The organism is Enterococcus sp. AZ084 (assembly GCF_051714905.1).
In the GTDB taxonomy this organism is placed as follows: domain Bacteria; phylum Bacillota; class Bacilli; order Lactobacillales; family Enterococcaceae; genus Enterococcus_B; species Enterococcus_B pernyi.
On the sequence record NZ_JBIOSS010000001.1, the window covers coordinates 2,289,613 to 2,311,052 of the forward strand.

Sequence of the window (21,440 nt, forward strand, 5' to 3'; positions counted from 1 at the left end):
TCATGCGTGGAATCTCTATGAAACATCCCGGTTCAGCAGATGTTTTGACTGAAGTGGATGTCCCTAGACCTATTCCAAAAGCTGGGGAGTTATTGTTAAAAGTCCACACCGCTGCGGTCAATCGTACGGATATCATGCGTCGCGAAAATACTGCACTTCAAGCGCCTTACCCGATCTTAGGTGTAGAGGTTGCTGGTGAAGTCATTGAAAACGCAAGTGACCGTTCTGAGTTTTCAACTGGAACGAGAGTCTATGGTCTAGTGAATTTAGGTGGCTATGCAGAATATGCCGTTATCCCAGCAGATCGAGCAATCCTCTTGCCCGATTCCCTTGACTACGTATCAGCCGCTGGTATCGCTGAAGTTTTCTTGACTGCCTATCAAACCTTGTATTGGTTAGGAAAACTCCAAAAAAATGAGACTGTCTTGATCCATGCTGGTGCAAGTGGTGTTGGTACTGCAGCGATCCAATTAGCCAAACAATATTCGCAAGCACGCATCATCGTTACCGCAGGTTCAGCTGAAAAGTTAGCCTTTTGCCAAGAATTAGGCGCAGATGAAGTAATCAACTATAAAACGCAAGATTTCGCGGAGGAAGTAAAAAAGATGACTGATGGGCATGGCGTTGATGTCATCTTAGATTTCATCGGTGCTTCCTATTGGGAAAAAAATCTGTCATCGATTGCTGTGGATGGCCGCTGGGTCTTGATTGGCACACTAGGAGGCACAACAGTCGAGTCTCTTGATTTAAGCGTTTTGCTACAAAAAAGAATCCAATTGATTGGTACGCTATTGACACCAAGAAGTGATGAATACAAAGCAAAACTGACTCAAGAGTTTATGAAAAACATCGATCCTTATTTTGAAACCGGAGCGATCCGTCCAATCATTGATCGAACCTTTCCATTATCAGAAGTAAAAGAAGCCCATGAATATATGGAAGCTAACAAAAACGTTGGAAAAATCATTTTGACAGTCAGTGAATCTTAAAAAAGAGAACCCAAGGCATGTGCGCCTTAGGTTCTCTTTTTATATCATTTCTATTATTGTGCAGAGACAAATTTTGATGCTTGTTGTCCTGCTTGACGTCCAAAAATAATGATTTCCGCTACAGAGTTTCCGCCGATGCGGTTTTCACCGTGTAAGCCACCAGTGACTTCACCTGCTGCGTAAAGTCCAGTGATCGGTTGTCCGTCTTTGTCCACAACTTCTGTGTTCGTATTGATTTTGATTCCACCCATCGTATAGTGGATACCAGGTGCGATTTTGATCGCATAGTAGTTTGGTTTAGACAGATCATGCTCCATGGCTGTCGTACGACCAAATGCTGTATCGTCTTGATTGGCAACTTCTTCGTTCCAAGTTGTTACTGTTTGTGCTAATGTTTCTGCTGGTAAGTTGATTTTCTCTGCCAATTCTTCAATCGTCTCACCTGCAGTTACATAACCTTTTTCATCATAAAACTCAATGGCTGTTGCGCGATCTCGTACCCCTTGGTCAAAAATCAAATAAGCAGATTTTTCTGGCAATGCAGTAATTGCAGCTGATACTTTGTCCCGTGTATTCATTTCGTTGACGAAACGCTCGCCATCTTGATCGACTAAGATCGCTCCTTCACCACGTACCACTTCCCCGATCAAGAATCCTTCGTCTTGTTGAACCGTTGGATGGATCTGGATCTTATCCATATCGACCGTTTGACCGCCTAATTTTTCAATCATCTTGATACCATCGCCTGTTGATCCCACTTGATTCGTCGTTACATATCCTTCCAGATCTGGACGGTAAGTTTGGATGTATTCCTCACTCGCACCGAATCCACCAGTTGTAACAACTACAGCCTTACCAGTGATTTCTTTTGGTTCTTCCCCTTGGACTTGGACTGTTACTTGGTTGACTGTATCTCCCGTTTTTTGGATATCTGTCACTTCAGTATTTACAAAAATCGGGATTTGGCGTTCGTGGACATTTCGTAATAACCCATCGACTAAATAGCCACCAATAGCAGAACCATCAGAAGGGCGATGTGTTCGTCTTTCGCTCATTCCACCAGTGATCGTCAAGTTATCTAATTTAATGCCATTTTCATCTAACCACTCGATTGCAGCAGCCGAATGATCGACAAAATAGCGTAACATTTCTTTATCATTTGTGCCGTTCGCACCTGCTAATGTTTCTTCATAAAAGGCGTCGTTCGAATCAGTGATGCCTTCTTCTTCTTGGAATTTTGTTTCAGATGCGTTCATTCCACTTGAAGACTTTAATGTATTTCCACCAGCAACTGGCATTTTTTCAAAAATGACTGGATTCAAGCCTGCATCTTTTGCTTCGATTGCAGCTGCCATACCAGCACCTCCTCCGCCGACGATGATCAAATCATATTCTTCTTTCATATCAGCTGGATTTGTGTAAGTTTGAGCAGACGCTCCGGATGATACTTCTGTTGATTCTTTTGTGGAAGAGCTACTGGATGCAGATTCTTTTTCATCAGGCGTACAGGCACCTAAGGCAAAAATTGCTGTAACTGTCAGTAACCCTTTAATTGTTTTCTTCATAGTTGTCCTCCTAAAATTTAACACTTATCCCATCATAAGTGATAGCATTCACAAATTCAACCAACAATTTACATTTTCCGTACTACTGGTATCTCCTTCTTTTATAAATAACCATTAATATTCCAAATTTTTCAAGTTTTCGTTAGTAACTATCGAAAAACAGTCGAGTTTCTTGAATAAATAGTCACGCAAAAAAAATTTATTTTTTTGATCCAAACAGAAGATTTGGGCTTTTTTCATTAGACAAGTATAATCGATATGAAACACGAAGGAGTTCATTTATGAAATTTATCAAACATTTTTTTTCAAAAGGGAGTAAGTCTGCTGGGAAGGTCACTCATGCGATTTACATCATTTTACGTATCATTGTGGTGGTCATGCTCGTCGACCAATTGATCGACCGGAACATGGGGAATATCATGCTCTTATTATTAACTTTATTATTGTTTGAAATCCCCTATTTACTAGAAAAATTACTAAAGATTCAAATCCCTAACACACTGGAAATCATCATCTTATCCTTTATTTTCAGTGCCACTGTCTTGGGTGAATTAAGTGACTTTTATGGCTACTTTTCACTATGGGACACAGCGTTACACGCACTAAGCGGCTTCCTAGCAGGTGGTGTCGGTTTTTCTCTTGTCTATCTTTTGAACAAAAACACGAAAACAATGAATCTGACGCCATTACTAGTCGCTCTAGTCTCTTTCTGTTTTTCCATGACCGTGGGGGTTTTTTGGGAATTTATCGAATTCTCTGCGGATCAAGTCTTGCAGATGGACATGCAAAAAGATAACTATGTTGATCAGATCAACAGTGTCAAATTAAGTGAGGATGGCAACACCGTATATAAAATCAAAGATATCCAACAAACAACCGTGACATATAAAGATGAGCATGGCAAAACCAAAGAGTATGTCATGACAGATGGTTACTTGGACATCGGGATCTTAGATACGATGAAAGATTTATTCGTCAATTTTATCGGAGCCCTTGTCTTCAGCGTTTTCGGCTATCTTTATACACGAAACGATTATCGGAAATTTACGTTCATCCGGAACTTCATCCCTAGAAAAAAAGGTGTGACCACACGGATGGATACTGCTGGAAACAAAAAAGAGTAGCTGGAGAAAAAGTAAAATTGATTTTTGTTTTTGACCTCAAGCCCAAATAAACGGCTGAACCATAAGTGATAATAGTCAGAAATAAGGTGAAATCCACAAAAATTACTCATTGAATTTTTGTGGATTCCACCTTATTTCTCGAGAACAAACACTTCTATCCATTTTTTCCTACTACACAAATTGCTTGTTAAAGTTGTAAAACTAATTTTGGCTGATGTTTCTTTTCCTGTCGGCTGCTCCTCTCTGAATTGACCCTGCCACTTTTTTCTGTACTAGTGACAGCAAGATTTAGGAAACTTCGCTTCATCGACGAGGAGACTGATTCTATGCCTGTTCGTTCATTTGGAACAGTCTGATGTTTCACTTCCTGTTGATTGCTCCTCTCTGAATTGACCATGGTACTTTTTTCTGTACTACTGACAACAAGATTTAGGAAACTTCGCTTCATTGATGGCGGGGCTGATTCCATACCTGTCCGCTCATTTGAATCATTTGAAACCGATCGCTTTACACGATTAGGCTCTTCTATAGTAGATTCAATACTTGAGAGAGCTCTCTTTGATTGACCTCTCGTAAAGAAGTCTGGTTGATCTATCTCTCTTTTCTTTCTAAGGTTTGTTAATTGATGATCGCTTACTTTAGCTGTTACATTCGTTTGACTAGGAATGGTGGTGGTGTGTTCTTGGATCATCGTCTGATTCAATTGGATATATTTGTCAAAGTAGCCATGATCTTGTACATATTCCAGTGCTAAAAACGTTGATAACAAACCGTTACCTAGTGTCACATCATCGAGGCCTCTAGCAACACGAACTACACCATCGAAGTCTCTTCCCTCCGCCGCGTCTCTTAGGATCATTGCAATCATATCGGCATCCGATATTTGGACATTCACACGTAATACATTATTTTTTTTTAGCTCATTCCACACTGTCTCTTTTGTTAATCCAGGTTTGTTTTGAAATTCAGCGATTTCTTCCACAAGACTTGTGAAACCTTCTGAGTTCAAAATACTCTCAAAATTTTTCACATATTCATCCACCATCATTTTCCCAGTTTTTACCACACCTAGCTTCGTTGTTGCATATGCCATGAGATCTACTGTTCCTGAACTAAGATGACTAGTCTCATGAAGTAATGCTCTCACTTTGTTTACCCCTATTTCTTTCCCTTTCGCAAGACTCGGATCTAAGTGAAAAGCATCTGCGAAAATGACCATTCGACATTCTGGGTCATAAGAAAACACCTCAGCCTTCGTTTCTATATATTCCTTATATAATGTACGAAATTCTTGTGAGTCCCCTTGGCGAACTAAATCAGTGGAGACGACCAAAATATTTTCATAATCCCAATCCGCTGTTTGTTGGAGAAATTGTCTTCCTTTTTGTACGACAGAGATCAATCTATTCAAACTTTCCAATAAGATTGGCTCTTGATTGGGTACGCTCTCCAGCTGAAAAAATTTGACCAGATAAGTTCCTATTTTCGACTCTGCGATTCTATCTTTTGTCAATGCTTCCGCAAACACTTCGATTGCTTTGTCATAATAATCGATCGATTTATCAATGTCTTTACGCAAGTCAATCAAAAATTGCTGAAGAAACTCAGGACTCTTACTCGCGTCAAGACCGGAATATATTCGAACGCCAATGGCCGGTTCCTTTGGCAATTCTTCAATAATCGTTTTCAGAATAAAGTCTCTATTCCATTTTTGATTGTTGTAAACAACTGGTTTCGGCTCAGGAATAAAAGTAGAGATGGGATTTAGAATATTATCATTGATACGATCGATTTTCTTTTTTGTATCTGGCTTCTTATACTTTGTTTCCGCAGGTATCGTATTTCTCAATTCGTTCCAGTATTGACCTTTCCCTGGTGACTTTGGCATTTTTTTAAACGGTGGCAGTTTCTGATTGCCAAATTTTGGAAAGGTGACTTTCCAACTTCTACTTTTTAATCGATTGTCCGAGATTACCTTCTCTTCAATTGTTTCTAGCCGAAATGTTCCTGTATCCGGCGTATAAGACAAAACTGTCTTCCACTGGTTGACATCTTTTTTCAATAAGTAATACCTATTCTCTCCTTGAGGTATTGATATCAAGGGAATGTAATGATCATTAATTTTGATGTAAGATTTCCCCCACCGATTCCATCTCAGACCTTTTTCATCTGGAGCAGAAATAAAACTTGGATCCTTGATCGAATCAAATTCATCGATTTTTTTCATCACATCCTCTGCCAATTCTTTCGGAATGGAAGGAGAAGTCGTTTCCTCAAAATACCATTTTTTCCCCTTACAGTTCACAGGATAAATATTCTCTCCATCAATCACATCATACCGTACTTTGTGATTTTCAACTGATCGAACCCTTACAGGAACGGTCTGCCCATTCATATCAATGAAATACTTAGTTTCTTGTCCACGACCTGGGATCGTCAATACTGTGCCACTACCATACGCACTAGGATTTAAATTTGGTTCTTCTAAAAAAACATGGTCTGGATTAATGTCTTTCGACAAACGGGTAATCAGTGCTTTTTGTTCCTGCGTAAATGACACAGGATCAGCAATCACTTCCAATTGATTACCTCTCAAATTAAACGCATTTCCGTATACATCACCCGTTGTTAGATCCGTCACAATCCTATATATATCATCTTTCATGTGTTTTACAGGAACTTCTAAACCATCCTCTGGCAAACGAGCGATGCTCACGTCTTTAGGAAACACGGGAGGTTGTATATTCAAATTTGATGCTTTTTCTAGCATTTTTTTTACGTCACTTGCAACCCAAATTTCATTTTTTAGTGCCACTAACTCTTTGAGAATAAATTTTCCTCCATCAATTATTGGTTCAACTCCTGGATCAATGTACCGTATTAGATGAGCTAGCAGCAACTTAGATTCAGAAAAGTTTGGAATAAACTGCCCACCTACACGAATCGCCTGTCTGATCCCTCCGGTCGCAATTGCTTTTGCCATCCCTAAAGCAAATTTCATGTTAAGAGAAGTGACTTGTCCTAAGAAAGGAATCAACAGAAGGGCATCAAGCACGCAAGCAGGAACTGCCACTGAAGCATCTTGATTGCTGATCCCTATCACACAATCGTAAAACGGGATAATGGACTGAAGCACCTCCAATACCTGATCACTGATGGCACGATCATTTCCTGATTGATACAAATTTTGGTATAGATTGTCCCGATGTTTACTAGCTAATCCCTCAATGAAAGACTGTGTTTCTTTTCCCTGAGATAGTCGTTTATCACGATTGATAGATTTATAAAACAAAAATTCACGTTTTCCAATCTGAACGCCGTTTTCTATCTCTTTGTAGCCTCCACGCAAATGCTCTTTCTGGTTAAACAACCCGTTTATGAGGTATAACATAGGTTTGTCATCTACTCGATAGAAGACATAACCTCCAGATTTATCTAATTTCTTCAAGCCATAGCAACGTTCTTCCTTTCCGTTCACTGCCACAAACAGGTCGGTGTTCTCTAATTCAAGTTCAATGATCAAGTCAGGTGGAAGACGATATCCACTGGGAATCGTTGAAACCTCCATGACATGTTTTAATTTGGCAGTTGCCTCATAAATCTGTGTTTCAGGCGAGAACATAAACTCTTGCTCTTTTTCGTTAAACTTTAACAGAGCAAAATCTATCAGTTTTTGATCGAATGGATAATAGGCATCTGACACGGCTTTCGTCAATCGCGTATACCACTCTTCTAGATTCGGGGGCGTATAGTTACGGCATGCAGTCAGTGCTCCAGAGAGATAGTCTTGTTCTATCGCATAAGAAGTATATAGTTTTGCTCGATCTTTGTCATATTGCGCGCATAACTGTGCTACTTCTTTGGCTAAAACCTGTTTTCGACGCCAATTGATTGCTTCTTTTTGATATGCGCCATAAGCTTCATAAAGTGATTCCAAACTTTCTGTAAGAATAAAATAACTATTTTTCCAATAATTCAAGAAAGTGTTCACAGCAACTTCTTGATAATTTCCTTCTTCCAAGGCTTTGAGTAATAGATCTGGATTTAACTGGGCAACCGCTAACATAGCGGGCGTGACAATATAACGCAATTCGTCCACCCTTTTCACACCAGTTTTACTGATTTTTTCCCAATATAGACTACCAAATTTTTGAATTTCTTCTTGCGTGAACGATGTGCGAATTCCTGCATCTTCTAATAACCTCGTTCCTGTAAGCTGCATCAAGGAATTATAATTAGAGATAGGGGTCTCATCTGGTAACATACTTACATCCAGTAAATAATTAGGCAACACTTCTTTGAGAAAAAGTACCCATAATTTTTTAACAACTGTGAGTTCCTCTTCAGGGATTTCCAAAATCTTAGTCTCTGCATTCAATTCGTCAATTTCAAATAACTTTCTGAGACTGCCCATAGTAAATTGGGATGGATCGGGTGAATCGAGGATTTTCTTGAGCATATATACCTCAACCGAGCTATCTAGTACATTTTCAAACACCCAATTCATAATGGTCGATCGCGCAGCTCTATCCGAAATTTTTTCTCCTTGTCCACCGCCGTAAAGTTTTAATTGGTTTAAAATCACTTTAGAAAATTTTTGTAGTTTGTCATAACTGAGAACCATCCCTGTTCCGTCTTGTGTAAACCAGGTTCCCATTGCAAAGAGGATGTTGGCTTGGGTTGCATCCCCTTTTAATACCCCTTCTTGACGGAAAAACTGTGCTACTTGGACCTTCAAATTAGGATCACGCCAATTAGGTGCTACATACTTTGGCCTTTGGTTCTCATTAATGTTGGAGGATTGCGTACTCGTTGCTATTTTGGATGTTGTTGTTGCGGGTGTTACTGTTATTGTGGAGGTTTTCTCCTCTTTTGGTGGTTCAGCAGGCGTTACAGAGAGGCCACTAGCCATATCATATAACCAGTTTTTAAAGGTCACTTCTGCCTTTTCATCTGCAATCTCTGCACCTGCATTTTTTCCAAGAATAAGATTTGCCAACATGTTCACTTTAGTGCTATTGATTTTCACTTCATCGTTCACTTTTATCGTTGCCCATTCTGCTGTTTTTAAAATTAGCTCATTCGGCTTAGTGATGTCCACCTCGATATCTCTCGCAGCTAAAAAAGAAACGATTTTTTTCTGTATGGTCTCTTTTTGTTGCTCTGTCAGTTCCAGTATGCTCTCCCCTTGGTCTTCGATAGCAATATCTGTTATTAGAACTGCATTATTTTCACGAGTAAACGCGTCAATCTTTTCTTGTTGCACAACAGTTGCTTCAATCTCACTGATATCGATCGCATCCCATTCCTTGTTCTCTTTATAGGTATAGTCGATTTGTGCATTATTATTCTCCCATTGAAGTATAATATAGCGAGCGTCTGTTGCTGTTACCTCTTCTTCACTGCTCCCATATTCCGCTTGTATGATCCTTGCAATTTGTATTTCTCTTTCGATAATCGCTTCGTACGTGGGTCCTTCAAGAAGCCACACTTGTAATTGTCGAACTAATTCACTTGTAGTAGGATGTTTGAAAGAAATCCCACGATCCTGCAAAAATTTTTTAACAACTTCATTCACCTCAGGCGTTTTTCCTCGTTGATCGAAAATCAACTGATGATGATAGAATTTACTGATTGGTTGCGTTTTAGAAATAGTTGGCGAGCGATCATTGATGAAATCACTAAAGATTTGCTTACTTTCTTTATTTTGTAAATTTAATCGTACGACGTTCGGATGTTCTATTTTCCCTAATTGATAATGAATCGTCTCAGGACTCATTTCTTTGAAAGTATAGCCTTCCAGTAATGTATTACTCTTCCATTGATTAAAAATCTCCTGTGTTTTTATAGAGGACCAAAATTCCCCAAATCGAATGTCCGTTAGACCATATGCTTTTGCGATAAAATAGGCCAAAAACTGTTCTCTTTCAGAGGTATTATTGCTTTCACTTGTTCCCCCTTTTTCAATCCATTGAAATTGTGCTTTTTCTAACTCATTGCTCGTGGTGTCTTTGATCTCGATTCCTGCTTTAGAAAAAAATTCCTTCAATTTTTGATTCACCATGTTTGTTTCATCTCGTCTTAAAAAAAGGCCAAAATGAAAATAGAGAATTGGTAACGGCTCGGAATAATGGGTCACAGGAGTGACATTCTTGACAATATCGACAACGATTGTATGCACTAATGCTAAATCAGAATCTTCCATAGTGGACGGTATCACTTTCATCTCACTGGTTTCTGTCACTTTTCCCTTCTCTACTGGCAGCTTAAGCTCAATAAATTGGTAATTATTTAACATATTGTTGGTTTTCCATTGGAAATAAATGTTTGTTTCCTCGACAGCAGTTAGGTTTTGTCGCACCATTCCGTGTCCCTCAAGAATGTTCGAAACAAGTTGTTTTTGCCTTTCTAAAATCTTTGAATCTACCTGCCCATCATTTATCCATTCATGTGCGGCCAGAACGATTCCCTGTGGCGATCGATCATCATTAAAAAACTGTTGACTATAGAGAAATTTCTGCACGAATTGATTGGCGTTCTTTGTTTTTTCCCGATCTTGAAACAGTTCATAGTCGTACCATAAGGGAATAAGCGGTTCCTCTATCGAAATGGGTAAAGGCAATTTCTTCATATAAGCGACATGCATGTTGTTCACCGTTGTCACGATATCCACAGGAAGTGAGCCATAGGTATTCGGCCGAACAGAAGTGATGATTCCAATTAGATCATTGTTTAAGATTTCTACTTCCTCATGTCCGTTGGCTGGAAAAAAAGTGTAGTCTCTAAAAATATTATTGTTTCGCCATTGCAATATGATAGCGGTCGCACGAGTATCCGCTATCGTTTGACCTGTTAGTCCCGAAGAATTAAGGATGATTTCAGCAACCTGTTTGTTTCTACTTAATTCAACCTCTTTTCCGTCTCTTCTTAGAAACTCTTGTGTGGCAAGAATTAACTGCAGGGGAGATAAATTCTCACAGGGGACTTTTTGTTCACATAGAAATTTTTTGATTGCATCATTGACATTTTGCGTTAGATTGATCTTATTGAATATCTCCTGTTCATACCACATAGGTGCTAATTTCTCAGAAGTTGGTACAGGAGAAGGTTTCCCCTCAAAAAATGCAACAATTATACTATTCACTTTATTTAATCGTTCTCCAAAAGCTTTTTCATCAAATTCCGAATTTTCTTTTGTCGTAGATGTTCCCTTTTTCTTTTGGCGCTTAGCATCGTTTATTACGACTGGTTGTGTTGTTGGTACTGTCAACTGAGGGAGAATTGCGCCATCTCCTTTTTTTGATATTCTCGTAGGTGTAGTTAACATGGATTGACTAGTATTGAATATTGGTATTTCCGTATGTGCTTTTTCTAAAGATTTAAATTGATAATTTTTAAAAAGATTATTATTTCGCCATTGCATCAAAATGCTAGCTACAGTCTCATCGGTCAATTTGCGAGGAGGTAATCCTGAAACACGCAGAATAATCTCTGCAACTTGTTTTCTTTTACTTCTCTCCGTTTCCACATCATCTACTCTTTCCCAATGTTGTACTTCAAGAAGCAATTCTTGCCCGGACATAGTTGAGCACCGTCGTTTTTTTTGACAGATAAAAACATTCACTGAATCATTCACTTTGTCAATTGCATCACGCCTTTCAAAAAGCGCACGATCATACCACAAAGGTGGTAAATTTTCTGGTATCTGCCCCTTCAACATCCCATCAAGCATTTGACCATACATATATTTCGTAAAAACCATTTGTAATTTTATTCGTGTCTCTAGAGGTATTTCTTCAGTTGATTGTAATTGTGGATCAAGCACTACTGGTGGTAAAGAAGTAGTTGTTTTTATTGGAGGGTTCGTTGCTTCATGATTGTCTTCTTCTTTTACAGTTAATTTTGGTTTCAATGCAAACGTGTAATCTTTAAAAATATTATTATTTCTCCATTGAATAATAATCTCTTCGCCTCTTTTATCGGATAACCCTCGACTGGGTAATCCCAGAGTCTTCAAAATCAATTGTGCAACTTGTAGTTTTCTAGCTAATTTATTTTTTTCTCCCGCTTTACTTATCCAATTCTTTAATGCATTAAATAGTTGAAGTGTAGACAGCCCTTCACAAGGGATACTTTGCTCACATAAGAATTGCGTCAGCGCTTGATTAACTTTTTCTATTTCGCCTCGCTTTTCATAGACCTCATAATCATACCAGAACGGTTCAAGTTGGGTAGCTGTAGATTCTGGTGAGGGTGAATTATCAAGATAAGCCATAATGATGTAATTTAATTTCATTAATGTCTCCCTAGACAATACTTGATAAGACTTCATCTCTGGATCGTTGGAAACAGGATGATCGCTTTGCATTTGTCGATCAGTAGGAATGGGTTTAGCTTCGGCTGCTAAAAATTGAAGTCCTACCGTTTTCTGGACAAATCTATCTGCCCTTCCTAAAAAGTCACTTGCCAACTGATATATCTGTGCCAAAACACGCCTTTCTTCTGATTTCAATACAGATTGTGTTTCTGATTTTAGGTTTGATGCTTTTTCCTGATAGCTCTCTCCTTGTTTTTTCTGACTTACTTTCTTTATGGAAGTCTTATGTGAAAGGACATTATTATTGGGATGAGTTTTCATTGAAAGGTTCATATTCTTTCGTGTTTGAGGCTCATCTGGACCATGTTTCCCATAGTCCACAGAAAAAGTACGCAACAACAAGTCAATAAAATGAGCCATCACCGATCCACCATTTGCTCCTACCTGTTCTTTCGTATAATTCGTATGTTCGTATTCACGGAAAAACTGAGAAAACGTCTCGGTTAATCCAGCCAAAAAATAGTCTGTTTCATTACTCATTTTATCTGTTGATTGACTTTTTTTGTCAGTTGTCTTCCCATGTTGACTCTGCTTATTTTCAACGGCAGCTTGAAAGATCTCTCTTAACTTTTCAAGCTTTTCATTTGCTTTAAATTGATTAGTCTCTGGAGTGGAGTTATTTGGCATGCGGTGAAAAGAAAAATGTTGGTATTGACTTCTTTGCCTTGGTCTTTCTCCATTCTCTTTCTTTGCTTTTGCGACGGCTACTTTACAAACCGTTCTTAACTGTGTTTGTTCAATATCTTCTCCCCAGAAAATCCATTTTTTCATTTGCGTGGCTCTTTTCGTGAGCGTACAATTCATTAGTTCTTCAATATCATGCGCGATTTTGTGAATAGAAAGGCTAAATTCATGAGCCACTTCCGCAATATCGGGTTTTAGTTCTAAATTTTGGTGCGGATAAAAAGGGCGGATTTGAGTAGAAGAATTATTTGTAGGATTGATGGTCGGTTCTATCTGTGGATCAGCTAGGAAACTGGAGGAGATATTCTCTATCAAGGGGACTTGGCTTCGGTGGTGGATTAGGTTAGGATTGACAGTTGAACTTGAATGAAAGGAATGGATCCTTGTCTGATTACCTTCACTTCTCAGATCAATACGGGTGTCTGCTTCGAAAGCTGTAGTAGGAGAACTTCTTTGATTGAGACGATCAACTGGTGGAACGATCGCACCCAAGGTCATCCATGTATACAACCATCCCACTGGGTGTCGGATTCCTTGCTCTGTTAAGGTATGTCCAGAATTTGATGCGATAAAATTTAAAACTTGTTGCGCGTGCTTTTCATTCATTTCGTCATTGCGTTTGTTGTTGAACAGACCGTTTTCTCTTCTAAAATCATCTTGTGGCATTTTGATCACTCCTTCGCTAAAATGATATAGCTAGCTAACTATGTAAACGTGGTTGAGATAGAAGTGTTCAACACCTAGAAATAAGCGACAAAAAACAGATAATAATTCCCTATTTTCAGCTCCTTGTTGTCAATAAATTTTGCTTATGGAATAGTATGTTTATCAACTTTAGGTGTTTTGAAATGACTAATACCACAGCCCCGATTATTTTAGGTCATAACAAACGAAAACAATGGGTTTATCTTTCTCTATTATTCATGTCACATCCTGACTAATTACCGATTTCCCCGCTATGAAACACGTATCTAATTATCAAATAGGACAGATAAATCTAAGTATTACGAGTTTTTTAACGGTTTGTTTTCAAATTTCCAAGATAGATTTGACAACTCAACTTTCATTTTTTCTAGAAGAAAAAAATAAATACGGGTGATTCAACTATCTCGGGTATCTAATTGACTCTTATTACTAAATCATCTGGAGGATTTGTTGTCTTTTCTATTAACATGATTATACACACAAACCTATTTCTAAGTTGACCCATTATTTCTTGATATTTAAATAACATTGGTATATGAACTAATAACTTTAATATCTTAGTGAAGGATTTCCCACTTAGCGATCAACCTAATAATTCTCTAACATTGAAGCAATTTGAAGCGTTTGGAAAAAAATGAAATTCCTTTTTGTTTCTATCCTTAAAATCGTGTATACGGTATTCGCAAGCCAACTCCGTCAAAAATAAGCCGTGAAACCCAAAAATTTGAAGAACAATTTTCGGGTTTCACGGCTTATTTCTCGGAGCTGAATACTTCTGTCATCACCTATTTTTTAGGTGCCTTTTTTAATTTTCGATGATAAAATATCTATCACCATTTCATAATCTGGATTTTCGCTACCATCAAATTTCTCAGGGATGAACGTGAAACCTAAACTTTGATAAAGTTTGATTGCTGGATGACTCCATGTCTGTGTGTGTAAATAGATTGGACTTTGTGTCGTTATTTGCTGAAAACAACGGAGCACTTCGATCGTCAAACTTCTGGCGATCCCTTTTCCTTGATGTTCTGGCTTTACCGCTAACCAATGAAAAAGCGGATATTCTTTCTCACGAAGCTTCCACCAAGCAGTGCATGTGGCAATGCGTTCACCTTGTTCGTTGACCACAAAATACATACGCTTTGCCAGCTCTTCTGGATAAGGGGCAAAAGCTTGGTCAAAGTAAGCCAGTGCTTCCTCCACAGAGTCAAATTCACCGACTGCTGTTTCAATGATTGCCCAATCCTGCTCTGCGCTTGGTTGATACTTTTCAAAGCGATACTGCTGATTCAAGGGATAAGAAGGCAATTCTTCATTGAGTGGGCGTGTCATCCAAATCTCTGCATGGGGCAATTGCTTATCTAACATCACGCCACCTACTTTCCTTTAGCTTCTTTTTTCACCAATGATCCGTACTTCTGTTTCTAATGTGACATCAAACTTCTCTTTGATCACCCCTTGGATATGGGCAATCAACTCTGTATAATCAGTTGCTGTTGCATGGTCGATATTGACGATAAAGCCGGCATGTTTTTCTGAAATCTGTGCGCCGCCCCATTTCAAGCCTTGTAAGCCTGCTTCTTGGATCAGTTGTCCTGTGAAGTGTCCTTCAGGTCGTTTGAAGACACTACCGCATGAAGGGTATTCCAATGGTTGTTTTGCCTCACGCAATTCCGTCAATTCGTCCATCCGACCTTTGATCATCTCATGATCACCAGGTGTTAATTGGAAACGAGCTTCTAAGACGATGGCCTCCATCTTCTGTAATTCACTATGGCGATAAGAAAAGGCCATTTCTTCATTTGACAGAGTTTGGATCGTCCCATCACTTAATAATAAGTCGACTTCTGCAAACACGTCTTTGATCTCCCCACCGTAAGCTCCTGCATTCATGTAGACTGCACCGCCGATACTTCCAGGAATCCCACAGGCAAATTCGAATCCTGTCAAAGATTCTGCTAAGGCTGCATACGTCGTATCGATCAGTTTCGCACCTGCTTCTGCAATCACCATCGTGCCTTCAACGCTGATCTGATTCAACTCTGTCAACATGATGACCACGCCACGTATCCCACCATCTTGGACAATCAAGTTACTTGCATTTCCCAATACCAACCATGGCACTTGGTTTTCTCGACAATAGTCAACTAACTGTTTGACTTCTGATTTGGTTTTGGGAAAAGCTAAAACATCTACCGGTCCACCGGTTTTGGTAAATGTATAATGACTTAACGGTTCATCAAGCAACAGATTCAACTCTGGATTTTTTTTAACGATATCTTCTTTATTCACTGAGGACTTTCCTTTCTTTTCAAACGTCCCCATCATTCTATCACGCTTAAAACAATCTTGCCAGTTTTGCTCAAAGCTGATGACGATAAAGATTATTCAACATCTCCTCACAAAGTGCATGGCTCTCATAAATGTTGGTTTGTTTTAACTTTTCATTATTTGGCGTCGGTTGTTGGATTTCTTCAAAAAATCGTTCAACCATTGGCACAAAACCACGTTTGCTCAGGGTGGTTTCCCAATCACCAAATTTCTTTATTTCCACCGTATCTGGTTTACGGATGACTAATTCTGTCAGATCACTCAATTCATAGGTTCCTTGTTTGCTCGTCACTTGATAGGTTTCAGTATTCGCACCACTTCCAAGATCCATCGTCACAATTGCCATTTGGTTCGCAGTTTCAAGTTGCAATATCGCTACTTCCATAAATCCTTCCTTTTCTCGGATATGAGAAGTTGTTTTGATCACTGGTTCGTCTAATAAATAAACAGCCGTGTCCACCAGATGCAAGAACAGATCGTAAATGACAAAAGCAGTTGTTTCTTTTGCCGCAATGCGATTTTTTTGTAACTGGATCAACCGTTTTTCTGGAATCGCTTTTAATTCTTCGACCATTGGGGCGAATCGCCGGTTGAAGCCCACCATTAAAATCACTTGGTGTTGTTCTGCCAATTCTTGTAACTCTTGGATTTCTTTCAGGTCGACACTTAAAGGCTTGTCGATATAAACATGGATATTATGTTCCAAACATTTTTTCGCCAATTGAAAATGGACGCTTGTTGCCGCATGGATCATACATGCTTCGATTTCCTCTTCAATTAAGTCATCCAGTGACTCATACAAATGAGTAAATCCATAGGTTTTCTTCAGACGATCTTTCGTTACCTGATTACGTGTCGCAAAATAAAAATCAAACATTCCTTGTTTCTCTGCATATGTGGGTAAATATGCTTTTTCGGCAATATTACCAACCCCTACTACGCCAATTTTCATCGTTTCCCTCCTGCTATCTGTTATTACTCTTATCTTACACTATTTTTAATAAAAATGAGGTACAATATAATCGCACAGACTTGATAGAAAAAGGAGCGTGTTTTTTTGAAACTGATTTCGTGGAATGTCAATGGTCTTAGAGCCATCGTCAACAAAAATTTTCTAGAAACATTTAAGGAATTTGATGCAGATTTCTTCTGTCTTCAAGAAACAAAGCTACAAGAAGATCAAATCGACTTGGATTTACCAGGTTACCATCAATATTGGAATTATGCAGTCAAAAAAGGCTATTCAGGTACAGCGATCTTCGCCAAAGAACCTGCATTGAACGTTTCTTATGGAATGGGCATTGATGTCCATGATCAAGAAGGCCGATTGATCACGTTAGAATATCCTGAATTTTACTTAGTCACTTGCTATACACCAAATTCACAAAATGAATTGAAACGTCTCGATTACCGTTTAGAATGGGAATCTGCTTTTTATGATTATTTAGAAGAGTTGAAAAAACAAAAACCGGTGATCGTTTGCGGGGATCTAAATGTTGCCCATGAGAACATCGATTTGAAAAATTGGAAAACGAATCAAAAAAGTGCTGGTTTCTCGATCGAAGAACGAAACGCATTGTCTCATTTACTTGATAATGGTTTTGTAGATACTTTCCGTTACTTCTACCCAGAGTTAGAAGGTGTCTATTCTTGGTGGAGTTATCGTTTCAATGCTCGAAAAAACAATGCAGGTTGGCGTATCGATTATTTCTTGACGAGTGAAGAGTTGACACCTCGTTTGGTTGATGCAAAAATCCATACATCGATTCTAGGTAGTGATCACTGCCCTGTCGAATTAATTATCGAATAGTTAGGATAGCAACGGAAGAAATTCGGTTGTCCCGATTTTCTTCCTTTGATCCTTCACTGGCACCATATTTACTTGATACATAGTCTGAAAAAGCTATTTCTTTTCATACAAATCTATGTTATGGTTTATTTTTTAAAGGAGGCTTATTTGAAAATGAATTTTATCGCGATGGACTTTGAAACTGCGAACCACCAATCTCATAGTGCGTGTTCCTTAGCCCTTGTCAAAGTGGAGAACAGTCAGATTGTCGATGAATTTTATACCTTGATCCAACCGGAAACGCCATTTTTCTGGCGGAACATCCAGATCCATGGTATCCGACCCGAAGATGTCCAACAGGCACCTAAATTTCCAGATGTTTGGCAGAAAATCGAAAAGTATTTCCAAAAAAACCGATTAGTCGTTGCGCATAACGCCGCATTTGATACAAAAGTATTGGCTGGTTGTTTAGATTATTATCAGTTGCCTCAACCGAACTATCTCTCATTGTGTACCGTCAAAACAAGTCGCCGCTTGTTTCCAGAAATGCCAAATCATCGCTTGAATACAGTTTGTGAAAATTTGGATATCACGTTGAAAAATCACCATGATGCGTTAGAAGATAGTCGAGCATGTGCGGAAATCTTGTTATATCAGGAAAAATATTTTGGGACAGACCCATTGAAAAAATTAGTCACAGTGAAATAGTTCAACTAGCAAAAATAAGCTACTTCTTCATTTCTATTGGTTGATTCCCTCGTACGAAAGAATCAACGATGATGATAAATAAAGAACCTGAAAAGTGGACAACTACTTTTCAGGTTCTTTGTTTTTGAAATCAGTTTATTTCATGCTCAATCGTTCGTTTCATCTTGATTATCGCTAATGATTGACCTTGTCTTCCCGAAGAGTCAACACTTTGGGTTTCCTCTTGAAATCCCATTTTTTGATAAAGATGGATGGCTCGTTGATTGGCCGCCAGTACGTCAAGAACCAACGTACTAAATCGTGCATTTTCTGTAGCCCAAATGATTGCCTCTTCTAAAAGAATCGTACCTAACCCCATTCCCCAATATTCTTTCAAGATACTGATCCCTATTTCGCCATGTCGGGGCAAGTCAGGTTTGGGAGCAACAGAAACAACACCTACCACCTGTTTTTTGACACAGGCTAAAAATAATAAGTGTTCTGCACTTTCTTTTATTCGAGACAATTCAGTTGCAAGTACCTCTTTACTCATACCAAGTGAACGCTCCTCAACAACAAAATAATCCGTTTCTTGTCTCGCTTGGCGTAGCATCATTAACAATCCTTGAGCATCTGATTTCTCCGCTTCTTTTAACGTCAGTTCAACATCATTAGCCATGAGAAGCCGCCCATGCTTCATAGATACGTTTTTCAAACTCTTGACTATTCGGCCCGTATGATTGGAATTTCACATACCTTTTTTCTAATTCTGTATCACTTTTCTCAATAATCAGTTCCAAATAATCTTCAGGTAAAGCATCTTCTAATAGATTTCCCCACTCAATGACTGAAAGTCCATCACCTTCAAAATATTCATCTAATCCTAAATCAGCACCGCTAGCAGCGACACGATAGATATCCAAATGGTACAAAGGCATTTTTCCTTGTGTATATTCCCGAATGATCGTATAGGTCGGACTCTTGATCATTTGAACGATGCCTAATCCTTTTGCAATTCCTTTTGTCAAAGTCGTTTTACCAGCACCTAGATCGCCAGTCAACACTAGATTATCTCCCGGATGAGCGACTTTTCCAATGATTTCTGCTAATTGGTCTGTCATCGCCACACTTGTTAATTCAATCATCATCATTTCTCCTCATTCTTTTTTGTCAGTATAACGTGTAATCCAACAAAAAAAAAGAAAAGAGTCAGGAATCCTCAGCTCCCTAGCCCTTTTCTTTTAGATCTACTGTTCGATTAATCTAATAATGTTTGTGCACCTGTAATGATTGCTAATTTGTAGACATCTTCTTCATTAGCACCACGAGAAAGGTCACTTACTGGTTTGTTCAATCCTTGTAAGATTGGTCCGATTGCTTCAAAGTTACCAAAACGTTGAGCGATCTTGTAGCCAATGTTTCCTGATTGTAATTCAGGGAAGACAAAGACTGTTGCTTGACCTGCCACTTTAGAATCAGGGGCTTTTAATTGTGCGACTGCTGGAACGTAAGAAGCATCAAATTGTAATTCGCCATCGATCGTATATTGAGGCGCTAATTCTTTCGCGATTCTTGTTGCTTCAACCACTTTATCTACTTCAGGAGCTGCTGCAGAACCTTTTGTTGAAAAGCTCATCAATGCGATTTTTGGATCGATATCGAATAGTTCAGCTGTTTTTGCTGATTCCACAGCAATTTCAGCTAATTCTTGTGCGTTTGGATTCACGTTGATCGCACAGTCAGAAAAGACATATTTTTCTTGATCTCTACCGCGAACCATGATCATAGCACCACTTGTACGACTTACACCTGGTTTTGTTTTGATGATTTGTAGTGCTGGACGTACTGTATCTCCGGTTGAATGGATCGCTCCAGAAACCATACCATCAGCAATGCCCATATATGTAAGCATTGTTCCAAAGTAATTGACATCTTTTAAGATTTTTTCTGCTTGTTCTTTTGTTGCTTTTCCATTACGGCGTTCAACAAAAGCTTCGACCATTTCATCCCATTTTTCATAATCATTTGGATTGATGATCGTGAAGTTAGATGTTTGGATACCACGTGCATTTGCTGCTGCTTCAATTTCTTCTTTGCTGCCGATCAAAATCGGTTCAACTAATTCTTCTGCTTTTAAACGTGCTGCTGCTCCTAAAATTCTTGCATCCGTTGCTTCTGGAAACACGATTTTGATGCCGCGACGTACAATTTTAAATCTTAAACTATCAAACAATTCCACAAGATGACCCCCAGTTATTTTTATTAACTACCATGATACACTATTATCAAAAAAAAGAACAGTTTTAAATTTCTGTATCAGTCAAATAATGGATAATAATTAAGTTTTTCACATAATCCGGAAAAACTGCACTATAACAGGAAAGCGCTGTATCATTACACTGTTTTAGGCAGTTGCCAATCAATCGGTGTTTCACCCAGAGCAAGCAATGCATCATTCGTTTTTGAGAATGGTTTTGAACCAAAAAAGCCACGATGCGCCGATAATGGGCTTGGATGTGGGGCTGTTATTATAATGTGTCGACTTTTATCGATCATTTTCATTTTTTCTTGTGCAGGTTTCCCCCAAAGAATAAATACGATCGGTTTGTCTCGTTCATTCAGCTTTTCAATGATCGCATCGGTCAATTGTTCCCAGCCTTTTCCGCGATGAGAATAAGCTTGCCCTTCTCTGACAGTTAGTACAGTATTCAACAGCAGCACACCTTGTTTGGCCCAAGTCACTAAATTCCCATGAGAAACTGGTTCGATCCCTAAGTCATTCTTCAATTCCTTGTAGATGTTGACCAGAGACGGTGGTGTTTTTACTCCAGGTTGTACGGAAAAAGAAAGACCATGCGCTTGATTTACTCCATGATAAGGGTCTTGTCCTAGAATCACGACTTTGACTTCTTCATAGGGAGTCAGCTCTAACGCTTCATAAACATGATACATATCCGGATGGATTTTTCGAGTTGCGTACTCATTTTTTAAAAATATTCTCAACTGCTGATAGTAATCTTTTTCAAATTCATCAGCTAATACTTCTTGCCAACTATTGTGGATGATTTTCTTCAAATTTCCCACCTCCTATTTTCCAGAATAACTCACAAATTATTTGTTAACAAGTCAAAATCTTCCATCTTATCTCGCATTAGTATGTTAAACTAGGAGGGAGAAAAGGAAAGGAAC

Annotated in this window: 13 protein-coding genes; 4 read left to right on the forward strand and 9 right to left on the reverse strand. The window is 38.8% G+C overall.

Features of this window, described 5'->3' with window-relative positions; genetic code table 11:
• The first annotated feature begins 2 nt into the window (after positions 1-2).
• Complete coding sequence (locus tag IGI79_RS10465; protein ID WP_335884509.1) at positions 3-989, forward strand: NAD(P)H-quinone oxidoreductase; 987 nt, start codon at positions 3-5, stop codon at positions 987-989.
• Between the two features lie 53 nt (positions 990-1,042).
• Here IGI79_RS10465 and IGI79_RS10470 read toward each other — a convergent pair whose 3' ends face one another.
• Complete coding sequence (locus IGI79_RS10470; protein WP_335884510.1) at positions 1,043-2,554, reverse strand: flavocytochrome c; 1,512 nt, start codon at positions 2,552-2,554, stop codon at positions 1,043-1,045.
• Positions 2,555-2,835: 281 nt separating this feature from the next.
• Here IGI79_RS10470 and IGI79_RS10475 point away from each other — a divergent pair, with 281 nt between their 5' ends.
• Positions 2,836-3,678 carry a hypothetical protein gene (locus IGI79_RS10475; RefSeq protein WP_335884511.1) on the forward strand — a complete coding sequence of 281 codons (843 nt, stop codon included), beginning with the start codon at positions 2,836-2,838 and terminating at the stop codon, positions 3,676-3,678.
• Between the two features lie 187 nt (positions 3,679-3,865).
• Here IGI79_RS10475 and IGI79_RS10480 read toward each other — a convergent pair whose 3' ends face one another.
• The 4 genes from IGI79_RS10480 to IGI79_RS10495 all read right to left on the reverse strand — a co-directional run bounded on the left by IGI79_RS10480 (position 3,866) and on the right by IGI79_RS10495 (position 16,727).
• Complete coding sequence (locus tag IGI79_RS10480; protein WP_438845931.1) at positions 3,866-13,405, reverse strand: QWxxN domain; 9,540 nt, start codon at positions 13,403-13,405, stop codon at positions 3,866-3,868.
• 831 nt (positions 13,406-14,236) lie between these two features.
• The gene (locus IGI79_RS10485; RefSeq protein WP_195274303.1) at positions 14,237-14,812 is read right to left on the reverse strand and encodes a GNAT family N-acetyltransferase; all 576 of its coding nucleotides are present in this window, start codon (positions 14,810-14,812) and stop codon (positions 14,237-14,239) included.
• An 18-nt stretch (positions 14,813-14,830) separates the two neighbouring features.
• A complete protein-coding gene (gene murB / locus IGI79_RS10490; RefSeq protein WP_195274301.1) occupies positions 14,831-15,736 on the reverse strand; it encodes a UDP-N-acetylmuramate dehydrogenase in 906 nt (301 codons plus the stop codon).
• Between the two features lie 70 nt (positions 15,737-15,806).
• Positions 15,807-16,727 carry a Gfo/Idh/MocA family protein gene (locus IGI79_RS10495; RefSeq protein ID WP_195274299.1) on the reverse strand — a complete coding sequence of 307 codons (921 nt, stop codon included), beginning with the start codon at positions 16,725-16,727 and terminating at the stop codon, positions 15,807-15,809.
• Positions 16,728-16,832: 105 nt separating this feature from the next.
• Here IGI79_RS10495 and IGI79_RS10500 point away from each other — a divergent pair, with 105 nt between their 5' ends.
• Together IGI79_RS10500 and IGI79_RS10505 are read left to right on the forward strand one after the other, a co-directional pair.
• The gene (locus IGI79_RS10500; RefSeq protein WP_438845932.1) at positions 16,833-17,585 is read left to right on the forward strand and encodes an exodeoxyribonuclease III; all 753 of its coding nucleotides are present in this window, start codon (positions 16,833-16,835) and stop codon (positions 17,583-17,585) included.
• 153 nt (positions 17,586-17,738) lie between these two features.
• Positions 17,739-18,272, forward strand: a complete 534-nt coding sequence (locus IGI79_RS10505) for a 3'-5' exonuclease (RefSeq protein WP_010734765.1) — start codon at positions 17,739-17,741, stop codon at positions 18,270-18,272.
• Between the two features lie 130 nt (positions 18,273-18,402).
• Here IGI79_RS10505 and IGI79_RS10510 read toward each other — a convergent pair whose 3' ends face one another.
• The 4 genes from IGI79_RS10510 to IGI79_RS10525 all read right to left on the reverse strand — a co-directional run bounded on the left by IGI79_RS10510 (position 18,403) and on the right by IGI79_RS10525 (position 21,326).
• A complete protein-coding gene (locus IGI79_RS10510) occupies positions 18,403-18,930 on the reverse strand; it encodes a GNAT family N-acetyltransferase (RefSeq protein ID WP_195274296.1) in 528 nt (175 codons plus the stop codon).
• Positions 18,923-19,396 carry a tRNA (adenosine(37)-N6)-threonylcarbamoyltransferase complex ATPase subunit type 1 TsaE gene (tsaE, locus tag IGI79_RS10515; RefSeq protein WP_195274295.1) on the reverse strand — a complete coding sequence of 158 codons (474 nt, stop codon included), beginning with the start codon at positions 19,394-19,396 and terminating at the stop codon, positions 18,923-18,925. Before tsaE ends, IGI79_RS10510 begins: the two co-directional genes overlap by 8 nt.
• A 113-nt stretch (positions 19,397-19,509) precedes the next feature.
• Positions 19,510-20,490: a phosphate acetyltransferase gene (gene pta / locus IGI79_RS10520; protein ID WP_010734762.1), complete on the reverse strand. Its 981-nt coding sequence runs from the start codon at positions 20,488-20,490 to the stop codon at positions 19,510-19,512.
• Between the two features lie 155 nt (positions 20,491-20,645).
• Positions 20,646-21,326 carry a uracil-DNA glycosylase gene (locus IGI79_RS10525; protein WP_065095567.1) on the reverse strand — a complete coding sequence of 227 codons (681 nt, stop codon included), beginning with the start codon at positions 21,324-21,326 and terminating at the stop codon, positions 20,646-20,648.
• Positions 21,327-21,440 lie beyond the last annotated feature (114 nt).